This is a genomic window from Mesobacillus thioparans (assembly GCF_965138835.1).
Taxonomy (GTDB): domain Bacteria; phylum Bacillota; class Bacilli; order Bacillales; family Cytobacillaceae; genus Mesobacillus; species Mesobacillus thioparans.
This window is the reverse complement of sequence record NZ_CBCSFH010000012.1, coordinates 1-21,455: the sequence shown is the minus strand read 5'-3', so window position 1 is coordinate 21,455 and position 21,455 is coordinate 1. Positions and strand designations below refer to the sequence as shown.

20 protein-coding genes are annotated in these 21,455 nt (G+C 43.5%); 15 read left to right on the top strand and 5 right to left on the bottom strand.

What is annotated here, in order from left to right:
• Positions 1–151 precede the first annotated feature (151 nt).
• The gene (locus tag ACNAZ4_RS17690; RefSeq protein WP_415816532.1) at positions 152–781 is read left to right on the top strand and encodes a pyridoxamine 5'-phosphate oxidase family protein; all 630 of its coding nucleotides are present in this window, start codon (positions 152–154) and stop codon (positions 779–781) included.
• Positions 782–819: 38 nt separating this feature from the next.
• Here the strand turns inward: ACNAZ4_RS17690 and ACNAZ4_RS17685 are convergent, their stop codons facing one another.
• Both ACNAZ4_RS17685 and ACNAZ4_RS17680 read right to left on the bottom strand, forming a co-directional pair.
• A complete protein-coding gene (locus tag ACNAZ4_RS17685; RefSeq protein ID WP_415816530.1) occupies positions 820–1,737 on the bottom strand; it encodes a glycerophosphodiester phosphodiesterase in 918 nt (305 codons plus the stop codon).
• A gap of 84 nt (positions 1,738–1,821) precedes the next feature.
• Positions 1,822–3,126 (bottom strand): MerR family transcriptional regulator, encoded by a 1,305-nt coding sequence (locus tag ACNAZ4_RS17680; RefSeq protein WP_415816528.1) that lies wholly within the window; start codon positions 3,124–3,126, stop codon positions 1,822–1,824.
• Between the two features lie 321 nt (positions 3,127–3,447).
• Between ACNAZ4_RS17680 and aspA the strand changes: the two genes are divergently transcribed.
• Positions 3,448–4,872, top strand: a complete 1,425-nt coding sequence (aspA, locus tag ACNAZ4_RS17675) for an aspartate ammonia-lyase (RefSeq protein ID WP_415816526.1) — start codon at positions 3,448–3,450, stop codon at positions 4,870–4,872.
• Positions 4,873–4,914: 42 nt separating this feature from the next.
• On the opposite strand, the gene ACNAZ4_RS17670 is transcribed toward aspA, so the two are convergent.
• Entirely contained in the window at positions 4,915–6,156 is a 1,242-nt protein-coding gene (locus ACNAZ4_RS17670) for an MFS transporter (RefSeq protein ID WP_415816524.1), read from the bottom strand.
• 12 nt (positions 6,157–6,168) lie between these two features.
• On the bottom strand, positions 6,169–6,771 hold the full coding sequence (locus ACNAZ4_RS17665; RefSeq protein WP_415816522.1) for a PadR family transcriptional regulator: 603 nt from the start codon (positions 6,769–6,771) through the stop codon (positions 6,169–6,171).
• A gap of 180 nt (positions 6,772–6,951) precedes the next feature.
• Between ACNAZ4_RS17665 and ACNAZ4_RS17660 the strand changes: the two genes are divergently transcribed.
• Positions 6,952–7,788: a formate/nitrite transporter family protein gene (locus tag ACNAZ4_RS17660; protein WP_415816521.1), complete on the top strand. Its 837-nt coding sequence runs from the start codon at positions 6,952–6,954 to the stop codon at positions 7,786–7,788.
• Between the two features lie 42 nt (positions 7,789–7,830).
• Here the strand turns inward: ACNAZ4_RS17660 and ACNAZ4_RS17655 are convergent, their stop codons facing one another.
• Positions 7,831–8,619, bottom strand: a complete 789-nt coding sequence (locus ACNAZ4_RS17655; protein WP_415816520.1) for an HAD family hydrolase — start codon at positions 8,617–8,619, stop codon at positions 7,831–7,833.
• A 162-nt stretch (positions 8,620–8,781) separates the two neighbouring features.
• Here ACNAZ4_RS17655 and ACNAZ4_RS17650 point away from each other — a divergent pair, with 162 nt between their 5' ends.
• From ACNAZ4_RS17650 to ACNAZ4_RS17595, 12 genes are all read left to right on the top strand, one after another.
• Positions 8,782–8,934 (top strand): lmo0937 family membrane protein, encoded by a 153-nt coding sequence (locus ACNAZ4_RS17650; protein WP_415816519.1) that lies wholly within the window; start codon positions 8,782–8,784, stop codon positions 8,932–8,934.
• Between the two features lie 835 nt (positions 8,935–9,769).
• The gene (locus tag ACNAZ4_RS17645; RefSeq protein WP_415816517.1) at positions 9,770–10,399 is read left to right on the top strand and encodes an NUDIX hydrolase; all 630 of its coding nucleotides are present in this window, start codon (positions 9,770–9,772) and stop codon (positions 10,397–10,399) included.
• 294 nt (positions 10,400–10,693) lie between these two features.
• Positions 10,694–11,518, top strand: coding sequence for a M55 family metallopeptidase (locus ACNAZ4_RS17640; RefSeq protein WP_415816515.1), 825 nt, complete (start codon positions 10,694–10,696; stop codon positions 11,516–11,518).
• 90 nt (positions 11,519–11,608) lie between these two features.
• On the top strand, positions 11,609–12,541 hold the full coding sequence (locus ACNAZ4_RS17635) for an ABC transporter permease (RefSeq protein WP_415816513.1): 933 nt from the start codon (positions 11,609–11,611) through the stop codon (positions 12,539–12,541).
• Complete coding sequence (locus ACNAZ4_RS17630; protein ID WP_415816511.1) at positions 12,541–13,494, top strand: ABC transporter permease; 954 nt, start codon at positions 12,541–12,543, stop codon at positions 13,492–13,494. Before ACNAZ4_RS17635 ends, ACNAZ4_RS17630 begins: the two co-directional genes overlap by 1 nt.
• Positions 13,495–13,499: 5 nt before the next feature.
• A complete protein-coding gene (locus ACNAZ4_RS17625) occupies positions 13,500–14,495 on the top strand; it encodes an ABC transporter ATP-binding protein (RefSeq protein WP_415816509.1) in 996 nt (331 codons plus the stop codon).
• Positions 14,496–14,577: 82 nt separating this feature from the next.
• Positions 14,578–16,179, top strand: coding sequence for a peptide ABC transporter substrate-binding protein (locus tag ACNAZ4_RS17620; RefSeq protein WP_415816791.1), 1,602 nt, complete (start codon positions 14,578–14,580; stop codon positions 16,177–16,179).
• A 190-nt stretch (positions 16,180–16,369) separates the two neighbouring features.
• Positions 16,370–17,290 (top strand): S66 peptidase family protein, encoded by a 921-nt coding sequence (locus tag ACNAZ4_RS17615; protein ID WP_415816507.1) that lies wholly within the window; start codon positions 16,370–16,372, stop codon positions 17,288–17,290.
• 19 nt (positions 17,291–17,309) lie between these two features.
• Positions 17,310–18,416, top strand: a complete 1,107-nt coding sequence (locus tag ACNAZ4_RS17610) for a mandelate racemase/muconate lactonizing enzyme family protein (protein ID WP_415816505.1) — start codon at positions 17,310–17,312, stop codon at positions 18,414–18,416.
• On the top strand, positions 18,403–19,332 hold the full coding sequence (locus ACNAZ4_RS17605) for a C40 family peptidase (protein WP_415816503.1): 930 nt from the start codon (positions 18,403–18,405) through the stop codon (positions 19,330–19,332). Before ACNAZ4_RS17610 ends, ACNAZ4_RS17605 begins: the two co-directional genes overlap by 14 nt.
• Positions 19,333–19,334: 2 nt before the next feature.
• Positions 19,335–20,345 carry an ABC transporter ATP-binding protein gene (locus ACNAZ4_RS17600; protein ID WP_415816501.1) on the top strand — a complete coding sequence of 337 codons (1,011 nt, stop codon included), beginning with the start codon at positions 19,335–19,337 and terminating at the stop codon, positions 20,343–20,345.
• A gap of 13 nt (positions 20,346–20,358) precedes the next feature.
• Positions 20,359–21,162: a serine hydrolase gene (locus ACNAZ4_RS17595; RefSeq protein ID WP_415816499.1), complete on the top strand. Its 804-nt coding sequence runs from the start codon at positions 20,359–20,361 to the stop codon at positions 21,160–21,162.
• The last annotated feature ends 293 nt before the right edge of the window (positions 21,163–21,455 follow it).

Genomic DNA, 21,455 nt, shown 5'->3' with positions numbered 1-21,455 from the left:
ATCTGAACCAGAAAGTGGGAGGGAGTATGGATGCATAGGCAACGGTAAGTCTTCAGCGGGAACAATCTGCATCATTCTAATGATTCTGTTGAAAACAATCTGTTATGATTTAGTTATCATGTAAGGATATACATAAATTGAAAACCGGAGGATGAGGGGATTGGATTATACGATAAAAAGCTTCGATGAATTAAGAAAACGGTTTGGGGAACCAAGTGAACTTGCAAAGCGCAAGGTCATTTCTTTTGTTGACGAGCATTGTCGAAACTACATAGCAAAATCACCATTTTTAATTCTGTCCACATCTGACAAAGGCGGGTACAGTGATGCGTCACCAAGAGGGGACTCTCCAGGTTTTGTCCTTGTCCTGGATGAAAAAAGAATCGTAATACCAGACCGTCCTGGAAACAAACGGATGGATTCGCTGAAAAATATTTTATCGAATCCTCAAGCAGGCTTATTATTTCTCATCCCGGGTATGTCGGAAACTTTAAGAGTCAATGGAAAGGCAAGCCTTACTCTTGATCCGGAATTGCTTGGCCGGATGAAAGCAGGAGGGAAAAATCCACTGTTAGGAATAGTCATAGAAGTAGAGGAATGTTTCATTCAGTGCGGAAAAGCATTAATGAGGTCTGGCTTATGGAATCCCGAAAGTTGGTCAGATCCCTCTACACTGCCATCAGGGGCTGAAATACTGGCTGTCCACTCTAAATTGCCCGGCACGAGTGCAGATGATATTAAAGATAGATTGGAAGATGGGTATCGAAATAGATTGTACTAGTAATAAAAAGGCTGCCATTTGGCAGCTTTTTTTGAAAATCATGGATGGATCATGTTTCTTTCGATTCTTTTTCGGATGACCTCATCAAGCCGGTCAGGATAATTCGTGAACATGCCGTTCACCCCCCAATCGAGAAGCATCTCCATATCTTCTTTTTCATTGACTGTATAAGGCAGGATCAGTAATCCAGAATCTTTCACCTTCTTAACATATGCTGGATTTGCTGCAGTGAAATGCATTCCTACACCTACTGCATACTCTTTCAGTTTCTCGATTTCACTGTCCGTCATACTGGCTGGAGCATAATAGGATAGTAATTGGATCAAAGGAATCGATTCTTCCATGGCATGGATTTTCCTCAGGCTTTCAGCACTGAAGGACTGGATGATCACATTGCCGGAATCATTAACGCCACCGATGAGATTATACTCATACAGAAGGTTGATCAGCTTTTCTTCCATTTCCGGATAGACATCTGGAGATTTTGTTTCAATAAAGAATTTTGAATCATTGCCGAACTGATCAAAAACTTCTCGCAGCGTCGGAATCTGAAGCCCCTTATATTCAGGGTTCGCTTTTTCGGGAAAAGCCTCATTGAACCAGCTGCCTGCATCAAGCTGCTTGATTTCCTCCCTAGTTAAATCTTTAACTAGCCCCTTTTTGCCTGTAGTCCTGTCAATCGTTTCATCATGCAGGGCAATCAATTCCCCGTCCTCAGTCATTTGTAGATCTATTTCAATGTAATCACCATTCATAGCCTTCCCTAACTCATAGGAAGTGAAGGTATGTTCAGGGGCATGGCCGGAAGCTCCACGGTGGGAGATATTTATGAACTTCATTTCCATAAAAGAGGGACTGGCTGCCTGCGCTGACAGTCCCAACGGTGTGTAAATGACAAAAGCAATGATTGCCAGCCAGCGATTTATACGGACCACTAGGATTCCCTCCAGATTCATTCAAATATGCTGCCATAATTTCTTTTGCTTGAATCTTGTTCTAGTGTACCTATTATTTACATCCTAGCTGGTTATATGCTGATCCTATTTCCAGATTTTCCACCAATTTCGTCTTTCCTGCTTGGAGGCAGCAGTTTCCCTGAAACTGTCAACCATATCCTTGAACATCTCATCCCGCTGCCTTATTTCCCGCCTTAGTTCATCCCGCTCGTTTTGAAGGGTACGGACGAAATAATCACGTTCTTGATTGATGACTTGATTAAGATTTGCTAATTCCTGATTTGTAGTCTCCCGGCTGTTGGAAACATAATCAGCAAGAATCTTGAATTCTTCAGAAACTGTTTCCGTTGTCTCATTCAGGCGTTTTGCCAGTATTGATAATTCCTTGTTTGTGCCGGAGGATAGTTGATCCACTGTATTTGCCAATTTTGTGATTTTCTCATTTGTTCCTTTGGACGTTTTAGTCATACTCGATGTCAGTGAAGCAATTCGTTCAGAAGTACCTTTTGAGACATTCGTAATGCTCCCGGTAAGTAAGGTGATTTTCTCGGAAGTACCCTTTGAAACTTTCGCAACACTCTCGGTCAGTTTGGTGATTTTATCAGTAGTTCCTTTTGAATTCTTCTGGATTGTATCAGATAACTGGGTTATTTTTTCGGAAGTTCCCTGGGAAGCTTTGGCGACCCTTTCTGATAACTTGCTGAACATTTCGTTTGTACCCTTGGAAACCTTCACAAGATTGGTATTGATTTCGGAAGTGCCTTTCGAAACATTCGTAAGCTCTGACGAGATGGTTCCGAGCACTTCGGAATTCTCTTCCGAAGTCTTGTTCACTGTTTCCGAAAGCACCATTATATGTTCATTAGTCCTTTCTCCTGTTTTATAAATCGAATCGGACAGTGATTTTACCGTTGTTAGAGTCCCTTTGGAGATTTCCTTCTTCACCTCTTCTAGGACTTCCTTTCTGATACCATTCCTGATCTCTATCTTGACTTCTTCAATCAACGAATCTTTATACAGCTCCATTGCCTTCATGAAGGCCTCATATTCATTTTTGCTGTCAAATAGAGTAGTATCAGGTGATTCAGACTTAACTGTAAGGCTGTTTGGACTGTATTCCTGGCCTGGAACCTCGTTTGTTTCCAAATGACGCTGCAAAAGATCCCTGATCATATCTTTGCTTAGATTCTTATCTCGCATTTGTTTTATTTTCATCAATTGATCTATTTCAATGTCCGTGTAAAATCTTGCTCCCTGCTTTGTTCTGGGCACAATCATTAGGCCGGACAGGTCCTTTTCCCATTGTCTGATGGTTCCTGACGGTACATTAATCTTTTTGGACACCTCTTTAATCGTATATGCCTTCATGAATTGAGTGTCAGTCATCATGCACATTCCTTTCTGTATTGTTTTGTGGAAATATCGATGTCTTAATACAATTCAGCAAGTATATTCCTGTTTTCCTGCATGATGACAAAAGCTATCAAAACTAGTGGGATTTCTGCATAACACCCAATAAAGGTACAAAGTTTGCATTTGTATTCCCAAGAAAAAAGTTTGATTTGTCGTGATGAATTCATGATTTTGATTTACAATAGTCATGTAAGCGCAATATTTTGGCTGAGGGGGATAAAAGTATTAAAGAAATTGTCGGAAGTTGGTTGCCCTCAATACTTAATCTAAAACTGAAGCTTTTTGGAGGGGTAGGAAATGACTGAAGTGAAAGTCAGGATAGAAAAAGACTTCCTGGGTACGAAGGAAGTATTGGCAGATGCATATTATGGCATCCAGACATTAAGAGCAGTGGAAAATTTCCCGATTACTGGATACAGAATACATAGTGAATTAATAAAGGCAATGGCAATGGTGAAGAAAGCGGCGGCATTAGCCAATATGGAAACAGGCAGACTGTATGGCGGACTTGGTGAGGTGATCGTAAAAGCGGCTGATGAAATCATCCAGGGACAGTGGCATGACCAATTCATCGTCGATCCGATCCAGGGGGGTGCAGGGACCTCCATCAACATGAACACCAATGAGGTTATTGCCAACCGTGCGCTGGAATTGCTGGGAGAGAATAAGGGTGACTATTTTACACTTAGTCCGAACTCTCATGTTAACATGGCACAATCAACGAATGATGCTTTCCCTACAGCAATCCACTTATCTGTATTGTCGCTGCTGGACAAGCTCCTGGAAACCATGAACATCATGCGTGATGTTTTTTCACAGAAAGCAAGGGAATTTGATAGTGTGATCAAGATGGGCAGGACCCACTTGCAGGATGCTGTGCCAATTCGTCTTGGGCAGGAATTCGAAGCCTATACCAGGGTAGTGGATCGCGATATTGAGAGAATCAAGCATACACGCGGCCACTTATTCGAGGTGAATATGGGGGCAACTGCGGTTGGGACCGGGCTTAATGCCAATCCGAAGTACATCAAGAATGTTGTCCGCCATCTTTCTGAGATTAGCGGATATCCATTGCAAAATGCCGATCATCTGGTCGATGCCACTCAAAATACAGACGCATATACAACAGTATCAGCGGCATTGAAGGTTTGTATGATGAATATGTCCAAGATCGCCAATGATTTAAGATTGATGGCTTCAGGACCAAGAGTCGGCTTTAATGAAATCTTCTTGCCATCCAGGCAGCCTGGTTCTTCAATCATGCCAGGTAAGGTGAATCCGGTCATGCCTGAGGTCATCAACCAGGTGGCTTTCCAGGTCATTGGCAATGACCATACCATCTGCCTTGCTTCGGAAGCAGGCCAGCTGGAGCTGAATGTCATGGAGCCGGTTCTCGTATTCAACCTCATCCAGTCAATCAGCATTATGAACAATGGCTTTAAGGTATTTACAGATCATTGTCTTGTAGGAATTGAAGCAAATAAGGAAAAGCTGGAAAAGGATGTGGAAAGAAGCGTAGGCATCATCACCGCTGTTAATCCTCACCTCGGGTATGAAGCGGTCTCAAGGATCGCCCGAGAAGCCATCCTTACCGGGAAATCGGTTAGGGAGCTATGTCTTGCATACGATGTTCTGACAGAGGAAGAACTTGACCTGATCCTCAATCCATATGAAATGACAAATCCGGGGATAGCCGGAGAAGAATTACTGAATAAAGATTAATTTATAACGAGCCGTCGTCATGCTGACAACGGCTCGTTATGTCTATGCTCCAATACTTGTTGCTTCAACGTTTTTCCTCAAATTGATTGCTAAAGCAATTGTGCCAAGGAAAAAGGTTGCTATCCCAGCTCCTGTAAGCACCCCTGATACACCAATCCATTTAGCCAGCATCGCTCCTGCTGCCGGAGCGACGAGCATCGAGAATGTCTGCAGGGAAGCGGCTGCTGATGAAACCCTGCCCATGATATTCTTGGGCGTTTCCGACTGAAGAACATATCCATAAGGAACCGCCTCTGCAGACGCCATGATTCCCAATAGGAAAGCACCTGCCAACCATAAAAACTTAGGAAGTTCAAATAGCCCATATACACCCAAACCGATAAAAAGGATCAAGATGCCACTCATTACAGATGCTGAAGCCATTAGATGAATAGGCTTTGTTTTCCAGCTTGTAAATCGTCCGAGAAGAAGTGCTCCGACTACGCTGCCAAAGCCAACAGAACTGACGAGCAAACCGAATTCCTCTTCGCCAAAACCAAGATTCTGTGCAACAAAGACAAACAAACCATCATAAAGAAAAATAATGAAGAAAGCAATGGAGGAGAGAATGATTGCCGCCTTTAGAATCCTGGCAGAGAAGATGTGTTTGATTCCTTCTGTAAGATCTTCCAGATAAGAATTCCCCTGTTGTTTTTTGGAAGAAGATTCCGTTTCGATTTTTGGCAAGGACATTAATATCACAACCGCGATCAGAAAGCCTACAGCTTCAAAAACAAAGGGACTCCTGACCCCGTAAAGGGCAATCAATCCGCCACCAAGCGCAGGACCAACAATTTTCATTGTATTGACTGAGAGCTGACTTAAGGTCACAGCCTCGGGCAATTCTTCCTCAGAGACCGTATGCCTGATTGCGCTCTGTCTAGCAGGGTCATACAGGGCAGCGACCGTTGCCTTAAGAAATACAAACAGCAGCATGACATAAAGATTTGGCGCGAAAAACATACCTGCTACAAACAGGACTCTAAACAATAAGCATGTAATCATCAGCGTCTTCTGAGGAAGTCTGTCAACAAAAACGCTGGCAAGCGGACCGATGATCACCCATGGAATTCCCATGATAATGATGACAGAAGCAATAGCTGCTTCACCAAGTCCCCAATGATAGGCAACAATGACCTGTATTGCGATAAAATCCAGCCAGTTTCCCAAATCAGAAAATACCTGTGCCCCAAAAAGTGAGCGATAAGCTTTATTCTTCAGTGGTTTGAAGATGCCAGCATCCATTTTCCCTGCCTCCTAAAGTTCGTTTTTCAATGCATTTTTTCGTCTTTCCCTTTGTTTTACGCCTAAGTTCTTTGGATCCTGACCCGCAGGCAGCTCATCATTCTCCAGGGAGGTCAGCGATTCTTTTATCCAAGTTAGCTCAGCCTCTAGTTTCAACTCGGCATATCTCATTGCCAGCATTCCCACACTGTTAATATATGAGGTATTATTCTGTTTCCATTCTTTAACGAAATTTAATATTTCCTGTGAATCTCTGGCTCTTTCTTTTAGATGCTGTGCAAGGATGCTTTGATCCATCTCATCATGCCAGGCAGCCATCTTTATGAATAACTCATCCTTAATGGCAGGAGGTTCAGGCTTTCTGGAAAGCCAGCTTTCCAATTCAGTCCAGCCTTTCCCTGTAAGCTCATAAAGCTTTTTCCTGCGGCCGTCTGTCTCCGATTCAATGGTAGTGATGAAACCCTGTTCTTCAAGTTTTTTTAGCTTGGGATAAAGACTGCCGTAACTCATGCCCCAGAATAGGCCGGCTGCTTTATGCTCAAATTCGGATTTAATATCATAACCGGTACTTGGACGGAAACTGATGACTGCAAGGATGGAATGTTCAATTGACATGTTCAACTCTCCTTTTTAAATATATATCAATTTGATATATCAATATGATATGTTTGTTTATGAAAAATGTCAAAAAATTATATATCACTGTTTTTTTGCTGGCCAAAAGGGAATTAATCCATTAATGAAATGTTCAATTCACATAGAGATGAATGCAACTAAGGACAGGAGGAAAATAAATTGGCATTTCGTAAACCCCAGGAAATCGCACAAGTGACTATTGACTCTGGCACATACAAGGCTGCCATGCCCATGAAGAATATGCTTGCACTAGGTTTTCTTGGTGGAGCTTTTATCGCCATCGGCTATCTTTTGGACATCAGGGTGATCGCGAACTTGCCGCATGAATGGGGGACCTTCGGAACATTCCTGGGTGCCTCGGTTTTCCCTTTAGGACTGATCTTGATCCTTCTTGCCGGAGGAGAACTGCTTACGGGGAATATGACAGCCATTTCGATGGCCAGTCTCGCGAAAAAAGTAACAGTGAATAAGCTATTGAAAAATTGGTTCTGGATTACTTTAAGTAACTTTGTAGGTGCTCTGTTTGTAGCCTATTTTTTTGGCCATATCGTTGGTTTGACCGAGACCGGTCCTTATCTTGAAAAAACGGTCGCTGTAGCAGGGGCAAAACTCGACGATGGCTTTTGGGCAGCATTTTTTTCAGGGATTGGCTGTAACTGGCTTGTTGGTTTGGCAGTTTGGCTATCGTATGGTGCATCTGACATGACCGGAAAAGTTCTGGCAATCTGGTTCCCTATCATGGGCTTCGTCGCAATCGGATTCCAGCACGTTGTGGCAAACATGTTCGTCATCCCTGCAGCGATTTTCGCAGGACATTTTAGCTGGGGTGAATACTTCACCAACTTTGTCCCGGTATACTTAGGCAATGCAGTAGGCGGTGGGGTGTTTGTTGCGTTGATTTATTGGATGAGCTATAAAGACGCGATCAAAAAGCAAGCTGAACAGCCCGAAGACCAATTCTCAAAAGCAAGCGCGAAGAAAAGGGCGATTAGGTAAACAAAAAGGAACCTCGATATTTGAGGTTCCTTTTTGTTGGTCTTATTCGATCAACCCAAGTGATTTTAAACCATTATATATTCCCGAGTTGGTGACTGATGTGGTTTCATGCTTAGCATGCTGAAACAGGTCAGGATGTGCATTTCCCATCGCAAAGCCTTCTCCGGCATAGGCCAGCATTTCCTTATCATTCATTCCATCCCCAAAAGCAATCGATTCTTCACGTATAATACCCAGTTTTTCAAGGAGGAATCTCACGCCAACTCCTTTATTGACATGATCACGAATAACATCGAAACAATGCTGCATACCTTCGACGTTTACTTGCGATAAATGGATTCCATCCTTGAACTGATAGAAGGTGTCACCTTTAGCACCGGAAGTGATGATCGTCATACCAAGAATATCTTCGATGACATCATCAGCAAAAATCTCATTCTGGCTCAAATGAAATTGCTTTTGAAAGGCTTGGACCGCATCCGGTTCCAGGCTGGTAAAGTAATTTTTTGAATTTGTATAGCAGACAACCTCATGGCCATTAGCTTTGGCAACGTCAAGGATGTACTTTACATCCTTAGGTTTCATTGATTCAGCAAAAATGGTTTCGTCTTCATAGATTCCGAGTGCCCCGTTATAACCGATAAAAGAAGTGATCTGAAGCTCCTCGGCAAGATCCTCTATCTCATGGAGCGGGCGTCCGGTAGCCAATACGACTTCAATATTCTGCGTCTTCATTTCCTTGATGGCCGTCCTGGTGGAATCCTCGATTGTATCATCAGGTCTTAAAATAGTGCCATCTATATCCAAAAATAAGATTTTGTATTGATTCATATGAACTGCTCCTGTCTTGAAAGGGATATTTTAAGTGTTACACAACGACATCAAAGTTATCAAATATTTGCTTCCCCTCCAGTTGGAGAGCAACTTGTTTAATAAAAATAGCAGTGGGGTAAACTTTAACCAAGACAACAAGAGGAAAGGAGATGTTAGCCAATGTTATGGACATTAGCAGGAATTTTACTTGTACTCTGGGTGCTGGGACTGATTTTCAAGGTCGCCGGAGGAATCATTCACATTCTCCTCGTAATTGGAATCATCTTGATTGCTTACAAGGCAATCAAGGGACGGGCAACAGGCAGACCATAGACTTGAGGGACAGCGGCAAAATGCCGCTGTCTTTTAATTTGTATGTGGATGTGGGGGATTTGGTTTATTGGAGCCCTGATTTCTAATATGAGGAGTTTTAGGTCACCAATGGGGGTTATTGGTGACGTGTTTTTCTAATATGTGGAGATATAGATTACCAATGAGGGTTGTTGGTTACGTGTTTTACCAGTATGTGGAGATTCATGACACCAATGGGGCTTATTGGTTACGTGTTTTACCAGTATGTGGAGATTCATGACACCAATGGGGCTTATTGGTTACGTGTTTTACCAGTAGGTGGAGATTCGTATCACCAAGGGGTCTTATTGGTTGCACGTTTTACCAGTATGTGGAGATTTGTATCACCAATGGGGCTTATTGGTTGCACTCTTTTCCAGTATGTGGATATTTGTATTACCAATGGGGCTTATTGGTTGCACTCTTTTCCAGTATGTGGAGATTCGTGTTACCAATGGGTCTTATTGGTTGTATGATTTACCAGTATGTGGAGAATCAAGTCACCAAAGGAGCTTATTGGTTGCGTGATTTACCAGTATGTGGGGATTCGTATCACCAATGTGGGTTATTGGTTGCACATTTTTCCAGTATGTGGAGATTCGTTGCACCAATGGAGCTTATTGGCGACATGTTTCACCATTATATGGAAAATCGTGTCCCCAATGAAGCTTTCGGAGCCGCCGTCGCCGATATGACTTAATGGATCGTGATTTTTCCACCATCTCAGCAAAATAACAAGAGCGTTTCCTTTATTTTCATTGGTTTTTCATAATACAATGAAAGTACATACTTATTCGGGGAGAGTGGATGTCCAATAATGAAAATTCAACAAATATCAGAAGTTTTATTGGGGCGTACACCCTCAATATTGGGACATGAACAATTTATGAAATTCGCTGTGCTACTGCCTTTGGTGGAGGTCAATAATGAGGTCCATATCCTGTTTGAAGTACGGGCACTTACACTTAGAAGGCAGCCTGGTGAGATTTGTTTTCCCGGCGGCAGGATTGAAAAGGGGGAGGATCCTGGAAAAGCTGCTGCCAGGGAAACTTCGGAGGAGCTTGGCATCAAAGAAAGCGAGATTACGGACATGATTCCATTGGATTTTATGGTGTCCGCTTTTGGTACAATCATTTATCCCTTTGTGGGAACGATAAAAAACCCGGGAGCAATCAAGCCGAATGAAGCTGAAGTAGGTGAGGTTTTCACTGTTCCTCTGGCCTTTTTTACAAAGAATCAGCCAGCTACTTATAAGATCAATTTCCAGGTCGAACCTGAGGATGGCTTTCCATTTGATTTGATAATTGGCGGAGAGAATTACAACTGGCAGACCAGGTCAATGAATGAATATTTTTATCGGACGAATGGCAAGGTGATCTGGGGATTGACAGCACGGGTGCTGACTCATTTCCTTGAACTGATGGAACAAGAAAATATTAGAGGGTAGGAGTGCCAATTTCTGGCGCTCCTTTTTCTTTCTTCATACCATTATTTTGAAAAAACTGTTTCGGAACACAAAGCTTTATAAAATACTAATCGATTATTCAATTTGTATCTTTATTCCCTAATCGGAAGCCCCAAAATTATTATTGAAAAATAGTTTTTTGCGTGTCCTTACTCGAAGTGACAAAACTACTATTTCTTTGTAATTACAGAAATTTATAGGAGAAAAGGTTGCGGTTGATAGATTTATTATTTATAATTTTAAGATAATTATTTATTCATAGAAAGTTGGTTGAAAATGAAATTGTACATATCTGTGGACATGGAAGGAATCACCGGATTGGTTGATCATACCCATGTGGATTCATCTAAACATAATTACGAACGCGGCCGGAAGATCATGACACAGGAAGCGAACTATGTGATCACAAAGGCTTTTGAAACCGGTTGCAAGGAAGTAATCGTCAATGACAGCCATTCAAAAATGAATAATCTGTTGATTGAGTATCTTCACCCTGAAACCCAGTTGATTACTGGTGATGTGAAGCCGTTCTCGATGGTACAGGGTCTTGACGACAGTTTTAAAGGAGCCGTATTTGTTGGCTATCATGCCAGAGCTTCGATGAGCGGCGTGATGTCACATTCGATGATCTTCGGAGTCCGCCATATGTGGATCAATGATGTTCAAATTGGGGAACTAGGATTCAATGCGTACGTAGCAGGTCATTTTGGAGTTCCGGTGATCATGGTGGCTGGCGATGATGGAGCAGCAAGGGAAGCAGAAGCCTTGATTCCGAATATCACCACTGCTGTCGTCAAGGAATCGATTTCAAGATCTGCCGCAAAATCGTTAACACCAGTTAAAGCCGGGGAGCTTCTTGCCGAGAAGACTGAACAGGCTATCAAAAATATCGATAAAGTGAAACCGCTTACCCCGCCGGATCATCCTGTCTTGCGAATCGAATTCGCTAACTATGGACAGGCAGAGTGGGCTAATCTGATGCCGGGAACAGAGATTGAAGAGGGCACGACCATCGTCCGTTTCCAGGCAAAGGATATTCTAGAAGCCTATCAAGCTATGCTTGTGATGACAGAATTGGCTATGAGAACAACTTTTTCGTAAGCAGTGTTTCCGCTATGCCTGATGGTTGAGCTTTCAAATAGACCGTCAAGGACATCTGCTGATTTGAAGACATGATAAGGAAGTGAGTTAATGCTGCAATACATAATCAAACGGCTGGGCTCAATGGCGTTGACTTTATTGGTCATCATTACATTGACATTTTTCTTGATGCACTCCATTCCTGGTTCACCTTTTAACGAAGAGCGGGCGACTAGCGAGGCAGTACAAAAAAACCTTGAAAGTTTTTACCATCTGGATGAACCGCTTTATGTCCAATATTTCTTGTATTTAAAATCGGTTGTGACTTTCGATTTCGGACCATCCATTAAAAAATCTTCACAAACCGTGAACGAAATGCTTGGCAGAGGTTTTCCGGTTTCATTTGAATTGGGAATGATCACCCTCATTGTGGCCATCTTCTCAGGAATACTGTTGGGAATCATTGCAGCCCTGCGGCATAACGGCATTATCGATTACCTTGCAATGACCATTGCGGTGTTTGGGATTTCGGTTCCTAACTTTGTCATGGCCACGCTTTTGATCCAGCAGCTTGCGGTGACCTGGCAGATCTTGCCCGTCGCCACATGGACCAGCCCGAAGCATATGATCCTGCCTACCTTGGCACTTGCGACTGGCCCAATGGCCATCATCGCCCGTTTAACGAGGGCGAGCATGCTTGAGGTATTGACGCAGGATTATATCAGGACCGCGAAAGCAAAAGGGCTTTCCCCTGTGAAAATCGTGTTCAAGCACGCGTTGAAGAATGCTTTGCTTCCGGTAGTGACGATTCTGGGATCCCTGGCTGCAAGCATTTTGACAGGAACATTCGTAATCGAAAAAATCTTTGCGATTCCGGGCATGGGCAAGTACTTTGTCGAGAGCATCAATCAGCGTGATTATCCTGTCATTATGGGAACGACGATTTTTTACAGTACAGTGTTGATTCTGATGCTTTTCCTCGTTGACCTGGCGTACGGAGTACTCGACCCAAGAATCAAACTTCATAAAAAGGAGGGGAAATGATGGCTCTGCGAAAACATCAGGAAAATCAGGCGAATTCGGCGATCCCCGATGACTGGTTTGTTCCTATAGAAAAGAGTGACTCAGAAGCAGAAGCTGTTGTCCGGCCAAGCCTTTCGTATTGGCAGGATGCCTGGAGACGCCTCCTGAAAAATAAACTGGCAATGATGGGATTATTTTTCTTATCATGTTTGACATTCATGGCTATTTTTGGGCCACTCATGTCACCACATACAGTCGACCATCAGGATTTAATCAACCAGAACCTCCCGCCATCGAGTGAACATTGGTTTGGAACGGATGAACTGGGGCGCGATGTTTTCACGCGTACGTGGTACGGAGCACGGATATCCTTATTCGTCGGGATTGCAGCGGCATTGATCGATTTTATCATTGGCGTCATCTATGGCGGTATTGCTGGCTATAAGGGCGGCAGGACCGACCATTACATGATGAGGGTCATTGAGGTCCTTTATGGACTTCCATATTTGCTCGTGGTGATCCTGATCAGCGTCGTGATGGGACCAAGCCTGGCAACGATCATATTTGCACTGACGATAACAGGGTGGATCGGAATGGCGAGGATTGTCCGCGGACAGGTCCTGCAGATCAAGAATTATGAATACGTTTTGGCGTCTAAGACATTCGGTACAAAGGCAGGGCGGATCATCCGCAAAAACCTTCTTCCCAATACCATGGGACCGATCATCGTACAAATCACCCTCTCTGTACCTTCCGCAATTTTTGCCGAAGCATTCCTTAGCTTCCTTGGACTTGGAATCCAGGCACCGCTTGCGAGCTGGGGTTCAATGGCGAGTGATGCTTTGCCGGTGATCTTATCGGGTGATTGGTGGAGGCTGTTTTTCCCGGCTTTCTTCATCTCTTTGACGATGTTCTCATTTAATGTGTTAGGCGATGGGCTTCAGGATGCGCTTGATCCGAAGCTAAGGAGGTAAGCACCATGGAAAAAGTACTTGAAGTAAATGACCTTCATGTTTCATTCAAGACATATGGCGGCGAGGTAAAAGCCGTCCGCGGTGTCACTTTTGATTTACATAAGGGAGAAACCCTGGCTATCGTTGGAGAATCCGGTTGCGGCAAAAGTGTGACTTCACAAAGCATCATGAGGCTGATCCCCGAACCGCCAGGGAAGTTTGACGGAGGCTCGATTCTTTACAAAGGGAAAGACCTGACAAAATTAAAGGATCAAGAAATGCGAAAAATCCGCGGTTCGGATATTTCGATGATCTTTCAGGATCCGATGACGGCACTGAATCCTACACTGACAATCGGAGACCAGCTTACTGAAGGAATCCTGGAGCACATGAAGCTGACTAGGGAACAGGCAAAAAAAGTATCGGTTGATATGCTTTCCCTTGTCGGGATCCCCAGTCCTGAGGTTCGGCTTAAACAATATCCGCATCAGTTCAGCGGAGGCATGAGACAAAGGATCGTTATTGCGATGGCTCTAGTATGCCAGCCTGAGGTTTTAATTGCGGACGAGCCTACAACAGCACTTGATGTGACCATCCAGGCGCAGATTCTGGAACTCTTCCGGGATATTCAGAAAAAGACAGGCGTATCGATCATCCTCATTACTCATGATCTTGGTGTCGTTGCTCAAGTGGCTGACCGGATTGCTGTCATGTATGCCGGCAAAATCGTCGAGACAGGGACCAGAAGAGAAATCTTCTATAATCCACAGCATCCGTACACAAAAGGGTTACTCAATTCTGTCCCGCGTCTGGATGCAGATGGAGGGGAACTGATTCCAATTGGCGGCACACCGCCAGATTTGTTTTCTCCGCCGGTGGGATGCCCGTTCACAGCAAGATGTCCATATGCAATGGCAGTATGTGACAGGGTTTATCCCGAACAGACAAGTCTTACGGATACCCATGGTGTAGACTGCTGGCTTCAGGATGAGCGGGCCAAAAAGCTGCTCGCAAACAAATAATGGTCAAACAGGCTTTTGCCTTTTGATATAAAAACGATCAACCTAAGGGGGAAACAGAGTGAAGAAGTTTTTAACGGTGTTAATGGCAGCATTGCTTGTGTTCACAATGGCGGCATGTACCGCGAATAGTAACGCGGGCAAAGAGAAGGATGAAAAAGACAGTGGGGAAAAAGGTGGGGAAAAGGTACTTTATCTGAATAACGGCCAGGAGCCAACATCTTTTGACCCGCCAATCGGATTCGATTCTGCATCATGGAATGCTTTGAACAACCTGATGGAAGGCTTGACACGCCTTGGGAAAGACCATCAGCCTGAAGCTGCGACTGCTGAAAAATGGGATGTATCTGAGGATGGCAAGACATATACCTTCCATATTCGTGAAAACGCCAAGTGGTCTAATGGTGATGATCTAACTGCAAATGATTTTGTCTTTGCCTGGAAACGTCTGCTTAATCCTGACACTGGATCATCTGCTGCATTCCTTGGTTATTTTATCGAAGGCGGAGAGGACTTCAACGGTGGCAAGGGTTCTGCAGAGGGTGTAAAAGTCAAGGCTGTAGACGAGAAGACCTTCGAAGTCACTTTGACAAGTCCGCAGGCATACTTTCTAAGTGTGATTGCCAATCCGGCTTTCTTCCCGATCAATGAAAAAGTGGCAAAGGAAAATCCTGAATGGTTCGCTGAAGCCGATTCATTTGTCGGCAATGGACCTTTCAATCTTGCAAGCTGGGAACATGACACAAAATTCGTCATGGAAAAGAATGACCAATACTGGGATGCAGGAAATGTCAAGCTTGACCGCGTTGAATGGGCAATCGTAGATGACACAAACACTGAGTACCAGATGTATCAAGCTGGAGACCTGGATGTCTCTGATGTACCAGCTGAATTAAGTGAAAAATTGTTCAAAGAAGGAAAAGTAAAAGTTGATGACCAGGCTGGTGACTATTTCTACCGTTTCAATGTCACGAAAGAGCCTTTCCAAAACGTGAATATCCGTAAAGCGTTTGCACTTGCTGTTGACCAGCAAAAGATCGTTGACTTTGTAACAAAGAACAAAGAAGAAGCTGCTTATGGATTTGTATCTCCAGGTTTCCAGGATCCATCAGGCAAGGACTTCCGAGAAGTAAATGGAGATTTCAATAAAACGGATGTAGAAGAAGCAAAAGCTCTGTTAAAGAAGGGGATGGAGGAAGAAGGATATACCGAACTTCCGGAAGTTACCATGACTTACAGCACAAGTGATGTGCATAAGAAAATTGCTGAAGCATTGCAGCAGATGTTCAAAGAAAACCTTGGCGTAGAAGTCAAGCTTGCGAACATGGAATGGAATGTATTCGCAGAAGAACAGAAGGCATTGAAGCATCAGCTTTCAAGAAGCTCATTCCTTGCTGACTACGCAGATCCGATCAACTTCCTGGAAAACTTCCAGACTGGCCACTCCATGAACCGTACAGGCTGGGGAAATCCGAAGTATGATGAACTGATTCAAAAGGCGAAGAATGAATCTGATGAAACGAAACGTTTTGAATTAATGTACGAAGCTGAAAAGATTCTTTTTGAAGAAACACCATTCTTCACTGTTCACTTCTACAATCAGGTATATCTTCAAAATGACGCTGTAACAGATGTTGTGCGCCACCCAGTAGGATACCTGGAATTGAAGTGGGCCGATAAGAAGTAATGATTCTAAGAAAGGGGTGTTCGTCTTGGAACACCTCTTTTTTTTACTAGTACATACTCATTAATTAATATCCTATAACATATGAATCTTTGTTTTTCCTAAAACAGAGAGTGTTTTTACCATATTCATGGAAACATATATTTTATGAACAGATCCAAAATAATTCAATGATCAAAGGGAGTTGATCGACATGGCAATTAAGCCCGAACGTTTAAAAAAAGGTGATACGGTTGCTGTCATCGCACCGGCAAGTCCGCCCAATAAAGAAAATTTGAAGCGTGGACTGGCTTTTCTTACCGAGCTGGGTTTGAATTATAAATTAGGTAAGTCATTATACGAGGAATACGGTTATCTTGCAGGTGAAGATGATGCGCGAGTCGAGGATTTACATGAAATGTTCCTTGATGACGGGATTAAAGCCATTATTTGTGCAGGTGGCGGATATGGCACGGCACGAATTGCTGCATCAATAGATTATGACGTAATCAAAAAAAATCCAAAGGTCTTCTGGGGTTACAGTGATATCACATTTTTACATACAGCCATCAGGCAGCAAACCGGACTTATCACATTCCATGGTCCGATGCTTGCCTCGGATATTGGCAAAGAAGGAGCTCATCCATTATCCAAAGAGACTTTCAGGCAATTGTTCCAGCCGACTGACTTGAAATATGATCCAGACCTTTCGCATATTGAAGAGCTGGTCGGCGGTTCTGCCGAAGGCCCATTAGTCGGAGGCAATCTGTCACTCCTTTCAAGTTCAATGGGGACACCATTTGAAATTGATACAAAAGGCAAGATACTGTTGATTGAAGACATAAATGAGGAACCCCGGGCTGTTGACCGGATGTTAAATCAGTTGTATATGGCAGGGAAACTCCAGGAGGCATCAGGAATTCTTATGGGTGACTTCAATAATTGTGTGCCGGAAAGGGATTTGTCTTTATCCTTGGAGGAAGTAATCGGACACTATGTAAAACTCGCGGGCAGACCTGCACTAAAGGGATTCAAAATGGGCCATTGTTCGCCGCATATCGGAGTTCCGTTTGGAGTTGCTGCTAAAATGGATACCAAAACCAAAAATTTATATGTTGAGAGCGGAATTAAATAGGAACAAAGGAGACAAGGCAATGATTATAGAAAAGATTGAGACATTCCGTACCGCTGTCCCCCTGAACAAGCCGTTCAAGACGGCCCTTCGTACAGTTACTGTAGCTGAAGCGATTTATGTTAAAATCACCTGTGATAACGGAGTCATTGGCTGGGGTGAGGCACCTCCGACCCTTGTGATTACTGGAGACAGCCTTGCTGGCATTGAAGCGGCAATCAATGAAGTGATCCGTCCATTCTTATTGAATAAGAATCTTCTTGGCTATGAAGCTATCTTTCAGGGGTTAAAGGCGATCCTTGTCAATAACACGAGTGCGAAGGCAGCTGTAGATATGGCGCTGTACGATTGTATAGCCCAACATTGCGGACTTCCGCTCTATCAACTCCTTGGCGGCTTCCGGAACGAATTAGAGACGGATTTTACTGTCAGTGTGAACAGTCCCGAAGAGATGGGTGAGGATGCCGTTCAATACGTGAAGGATGGATTCAATGTCCTTAAGGTTAAAGTCGGTATTGGTGAGATATCAACCGATATTTCGAGAATCAAGGAAATCCGAAACAAAGTCGGCAAAGACATCAAAATCCGTCTGGATGCGAACCAGGGCTGGAAGCCAAAGGATGCGGTCAGGGCGATCCGAAGCATCGAGGATGCAGGCCTGGACATCGAACTGGTGGAACAGCCGGTGAAAGCGGATGATCTCGACGGCCTTAAACAGGTCACCGATTCAGTTGATACATTGATCATGGCCGACGAAAGTGTCTTTTCACCAAAGCAGGCATTTGAAGTGATCAGAAGGAGAAGTGCAGACCTGATTAATATAAAGTTAATGAAATCTGGCGGAATTTATCAGGCTCAAATCATCAATCAAATGGCTGAAACAGCCGGGATCGAATGCATGGTTGGCAGCATGATCGAAACCGAACTGGGAATAACTGCAGCTGCCCATTTTGCCGCCAGCAAGAAAAACATCACCCGATTTGATTTTGATGCACCATTAATGCTTGCAAAAGAATCGATTTCAGGCGGGATAAAGTACAATGGCCGAACGATAACACTTCCGGAACGAACAGGTCTCGGGATTGAAAAAGTCCTTATTGAAGGAGGAATGATCAATGAAAAGCAATAACTTTTGGCTTGTCAATGTCCCGGTTGCGACTCTATGGACTTCATATGATTCTGCTAGGGAAATCGATAAAGAGGCAGTATCCGTTACTCTTAAACTGGAAGAATGGCTTAAAAAGCTTACGTATGAACCGAGACTTCAATTATGTGATGACAATCTGGTCCAGTCACAGGTTTTATTTGGCCAGGAGGTTCTCATTATTGATGAAAGGGATGATTGGGCCCATGTCGTGATTCCGGACCAGCCTTCAGGCAAAGACAACAGAGGCTATCCGGGCTGGTTACCAAAAGCTCAGCTGATTCCTCAGTCTGATTGGTACATTAAGAAGGGTCAAGTCGCTGTCGTTACTTCCAAGAAAGCCTTGCTTTACTCGGAAAAAAATGAAAAATTGATGGAATTAAGCTATCAGACAATGCTGCCTGTCGTTGAGGATATTGTCGATCGTATCCGTGTCAAGACACCGACAGGCATCGGGATTTTGCGGGCTGAGGATGTTGAAATCCATTCAGCTGAAAAAGACATTCCGCAAAAAAATGGCGATGCAATCGTTGCAGCTGGCGAACAATTCCTCGGGCTCCCGTACCTGTGGGGTGGCATGAGCAGTTACGGATATGATTGCTCAGGATTCAGCTACAATATGTGCCGGGCCAATGGCTACATTATCCCAAGGGATGCGCATGAACAAGCAAAGGCCGGCAAGAATATCGAAATAAAGGATATGCTGCCAGGCGATTTGCTTTTCTTCGCTTATGAAGAAGGAAAAGGACAAATCCATCATGTAGGCATCTATTATGGAGATGGGAAACTTCTTCATTCTCCAAATACAGGGAAGAACATTGAAATTATTCTGCTAGAAGGAACAATCTACGAAAAAGAACTCTGTGCAGCTAGACGCTACTGGATGAATACGGAGGAATAATCATGAAAAATGAAGTTCTATTAAGTGTCAGAGATTTGAAAAAGCATTTCAATATGGGGAAAAATGAAGTATTGAAAGCTGTGGATGGTATTTCATTTGATATTTATAGGGGAGAAACATTCGGGCTTGTCGGAGAATCCGGCTGTGGCAAATCCACTGCAGGACGGACCATGATCGGTCTGTATGATTCTACAGACGGAGAAGTCATCTTCAACGGCAAGAATGTCCATTCTTTATCTGAAAAAGAGAAATTCCAGTTTCATAAGCAAATGCAAATGATCTTTCAGGATCCTTACGCATCGTTGAACCCGCGATCGACAGTCAAAGAGATCATTGCTGAACCAATGGAAGTCCATGGATTGTTTCCAAAGAAGAAGGAACGCCTTGAACGCATCTATCAATTACTCGAGGATGTAGGCCTTAATCGGGATCATGCCAACCGTTATCCTCACGAGTTCAGCGGCGGCCAGCGTCAAAGAATAGGAATCGCAAGAGCACTAGCGCTCGACCCGGATTTCATCATTGCCGATGAGCCGATTTCCGCCCTGGATGTATCAGTGCAGGCGCAGGTGGTGAACCTGCTGAAACGTTTGCAGGAGGAAAAAGGGCTGACATATTTATTCATCGCCCATGACCTTTCTATGGTGAAACAAATAAGCAACAGGATCGGCGTCATGTATCTAGGACACATCGTCGAGCTGACCGCGAGCAGCCAGCTGTATAATAAACCGCTTCACCCATATACACAGGCATTATTATCAGCCATCCCAATTCCCGACCCGGATGTCGAAGACAAGAGAGAGCGCATCATTCTTGAAGGTGAGCTGCCTAGCCCGATGAATCCGCCAAGCGGATGTGTTTTCAGGACAAGGTGCAAACATGCAATGGAAATCTGCGCGGAGAAAAAGCCAGTGTGGCAGGAAATCGATAAAGACCATTTTGTCGCCTGCCATCTATACAATGAAGATGCACCCAATAATGGAAATAAGGAATTGCTAGTAAATATCAGATAAGGGTTTTGATATAATGCATATAGACAAATTACAGGATCAACTGGCAATTGAACTCGCCCGGTGGAAAGGCCGGGCGAGTTTGTATTTGGAAATTGAAGGCAGGGTCATAGAGTTTAACAGCAACGAGGTTTACCAGTCAGCCAGCCTCATTAAACTGCCAATCTTATTTGAGGCATTTAGGCAGGTAGAGGAAGGATTCCTTCAAGCAGACATGCTGGTGACGGTCAGTCAAGAAGACAAAGTGGGAGATACAGGGGTTCTGCAGGCAATGGATACGAAACAGATAACCGTTCACGACCTGTTGGCTCTTATGATCATCGTTTCTGATAATTCGGCAACTAATTTGTTGATCGATCTGCTTGGAATGGAGACTATCAATACGACAATCTCAAAAATCGGGATGAAAAACACGGTTCTGAAACGAAGAATGCTAGATTTCGAAGCCGCTCAAGCCGGTAACGATAATCTCACTACTTCTGCGGATATTGTTCTTTGCTTGAAAGAAGCCGAGGAAGGTAAATTGTTGAAAAAACAATCAAGGAAACAATTCGGTGCTTTGCTGCTTAACCAGCAATTCAAGGGAAAACTGCCTGCTTATATGAATCAAAATCTATTGAAAATTGGAAACAAAACTGGTGAATTGACTGGAATAGAGCATGATTGTGCTGTTATTACTTATGGTGATAAAAGAGCTTTTGCCGCAGTCTTGATTGATGGCCTGGAGGATAATGAGACAGGAAAAACGATGATCCGACAAGTTGGGAAGCTGATTAATGAGAGTATTTCAGGCATTTTGACAGGAAACTACGCAGTTTGATAGCTTTTGATATAGACTTGATAGAGACTGCTAGCAGTCTGATTTGATAGGGTGATTGTCTTTTAAAGTGTCCAAAAGTTATGAAGTGAAAAAGATTTGTTTAGATGAAGTACCGGACTCGTTTTAAGTAAGATTTATAAAGTTCTCCCCAGATGAAAAAAGAACGAGGATACTGATATGCTCCCCTTTAGGTAGACAGATTAAAAATAAAATCTGTTTACTTAATGGGGAGTTTTTATTATGTCAAAAAGGGCCTTTCCACTCCAAGATAAAATTAAGATTATAAAGGCATT

What these genes read in the sequence shown, in the direction of transcription:
- ACNAZ4_RS17690 (WP_415816532.1), top strand. Translation starts at nt 152, where the DNA reads ATGAGGGGATTGGATTATACGATAAAAAGCTTCGATGAATTAAGAAAA.
- ACNAZ4_RS17685 (WP_415816530.1), bottom strand. Translation starts at nt 1,737, where the DNA reads ATGAATCTGGAGGGAATCCTAGTGGTCCGTATAAATCGCTGGCTGGCA.
- ACNAZ4_RS17680 (WP_415816528.1), bottom strand. Translation starts at nt 3,126, where the DNA reads ATGATGACTGACACTCAATTCATGAAGGCATATACGATTAAAGAGGTG.
- aspA (WP_415816526.1), top strand. Translation starts at nt 3,448, where the DNA reads ATGACTGAAGTGAAAGTCAGGATAGAAAAAGACTTCCTGGGTACGAAG.
- ACNAZ4_RS17670 (WP_415816524.1), bottom strand. Translation starts at nt 6,156, where the DNA reads ATGGATGCTGGCATCTTCAAACCACTGAAGAATAAAGCTTATCGCTCA.
- ACNAZ4_RS17665 (WP_415816522.1), bottom strand. Translation starts at nt 6,771, where the DNA reads ATGTCAATTGAACATTCCATCCTTGCAGTCATCAGTTTCCGTCCAAGT.
- ACNAZ4_RS17655 (WP_415816520.1), bottom strand. Translation starts at nt 8,619, where the DNA reads ATGAATCAATACAAAATCTTATTTTTGGATATAGATGGCACTATTTTA.
- ACNAZ4_RS17650 (WP_415816519.1), top strand. Translation starts at nt 8,782, where the DNA reads ATGTTATGGACATTAGCAGGAATTTTACTTGTACTCTGGGTGCTGGGA.
- ACNAZ4_RS17645 (WP_415816517.1), top strand. Translation starts at nt 9,770, where the DNA reads ATGAAAATTCAACAAATATCAGAAGTTTTATTGGGGCGTACACCCTCA.
- ACNAZ4_RS17640 (WP_415816515.1), top strand. Translation starts at nt 10,694, where the DNA reads ATGAAATTGTACATATCTGTGGACATGGAAGGAATCACCGGATTGGTT.
- ACNAZ4_RS17635 (WP_415816513.1), top strand. Translation starts at nt 11,609, where the DNA reads ATGCTGCAATACATAATCAAACGGCTGGGCTCAATGGCGTTGACTTTA.
- ACNAZ4_RS17630 (WP_415816511.1), top strand. Translation starts at nt 12,541, where the DNA reads ATGGCTCTGCGAAAACATCAGGAAAATCAGGCGAATTCGGCGATCCCC.
- ACNAZ4_RS17625 (WP_415816509.1), top strand. Translation starts at nt 13,500, where the DNA reads ATGGAAAAAGTACTTGAAGTAAATGACCTTCATGTTTCATTCAAGACA.
- ACNAZ4_RS17620 (WP_415816791.1), top strand. Translation starts at nt 14,578, where the DNA reads ATGGCAGCATTGCTTGTGTTCACAATGGCGGCATGTACCGCGAATAGT.
- ACNAZ4_RS17615 (WP_415816507.1), top strand. Translation starts at nt 16,370, where the DNA reads ATGGCAATTAAGCCCGAACGTTTAAAAAAAGGTGATACGGTTGCTGTC.
- ACNAZ4_RS17610 (WP_415816505.1), top strand. Translation starts at nt 17,310, where the DNA reads ATGATTATAGAAAAGATTGAGACATTCCGTACCGCTGTCCCCCTGAAC.
- ACNAZ4_RS17605 (WP_415816503.1), top strand. Translation starts at nt 18,403, where the DNA reads ATGAAAAGCAATAACTTTTGGCTTGTCAATGTCCCGGTTGCGACTCTA.
- ACNAZ4_RS17600 (WP_415816501.1), top strand. Translation starts at nt 19,335, where the DNA reads ATGAAAAATGAAGTTCTATTAAGTGTCAGAGATTTGAAAAAGCATTTC.
- ACNAZ4_RS17595 (WP_415816499.1), top strand. Translation starts at nt 20,359, where the DNA reads ATGCATATAGACAAATTACAGGATCAACTGGCAATTGAACTCGCCCGG.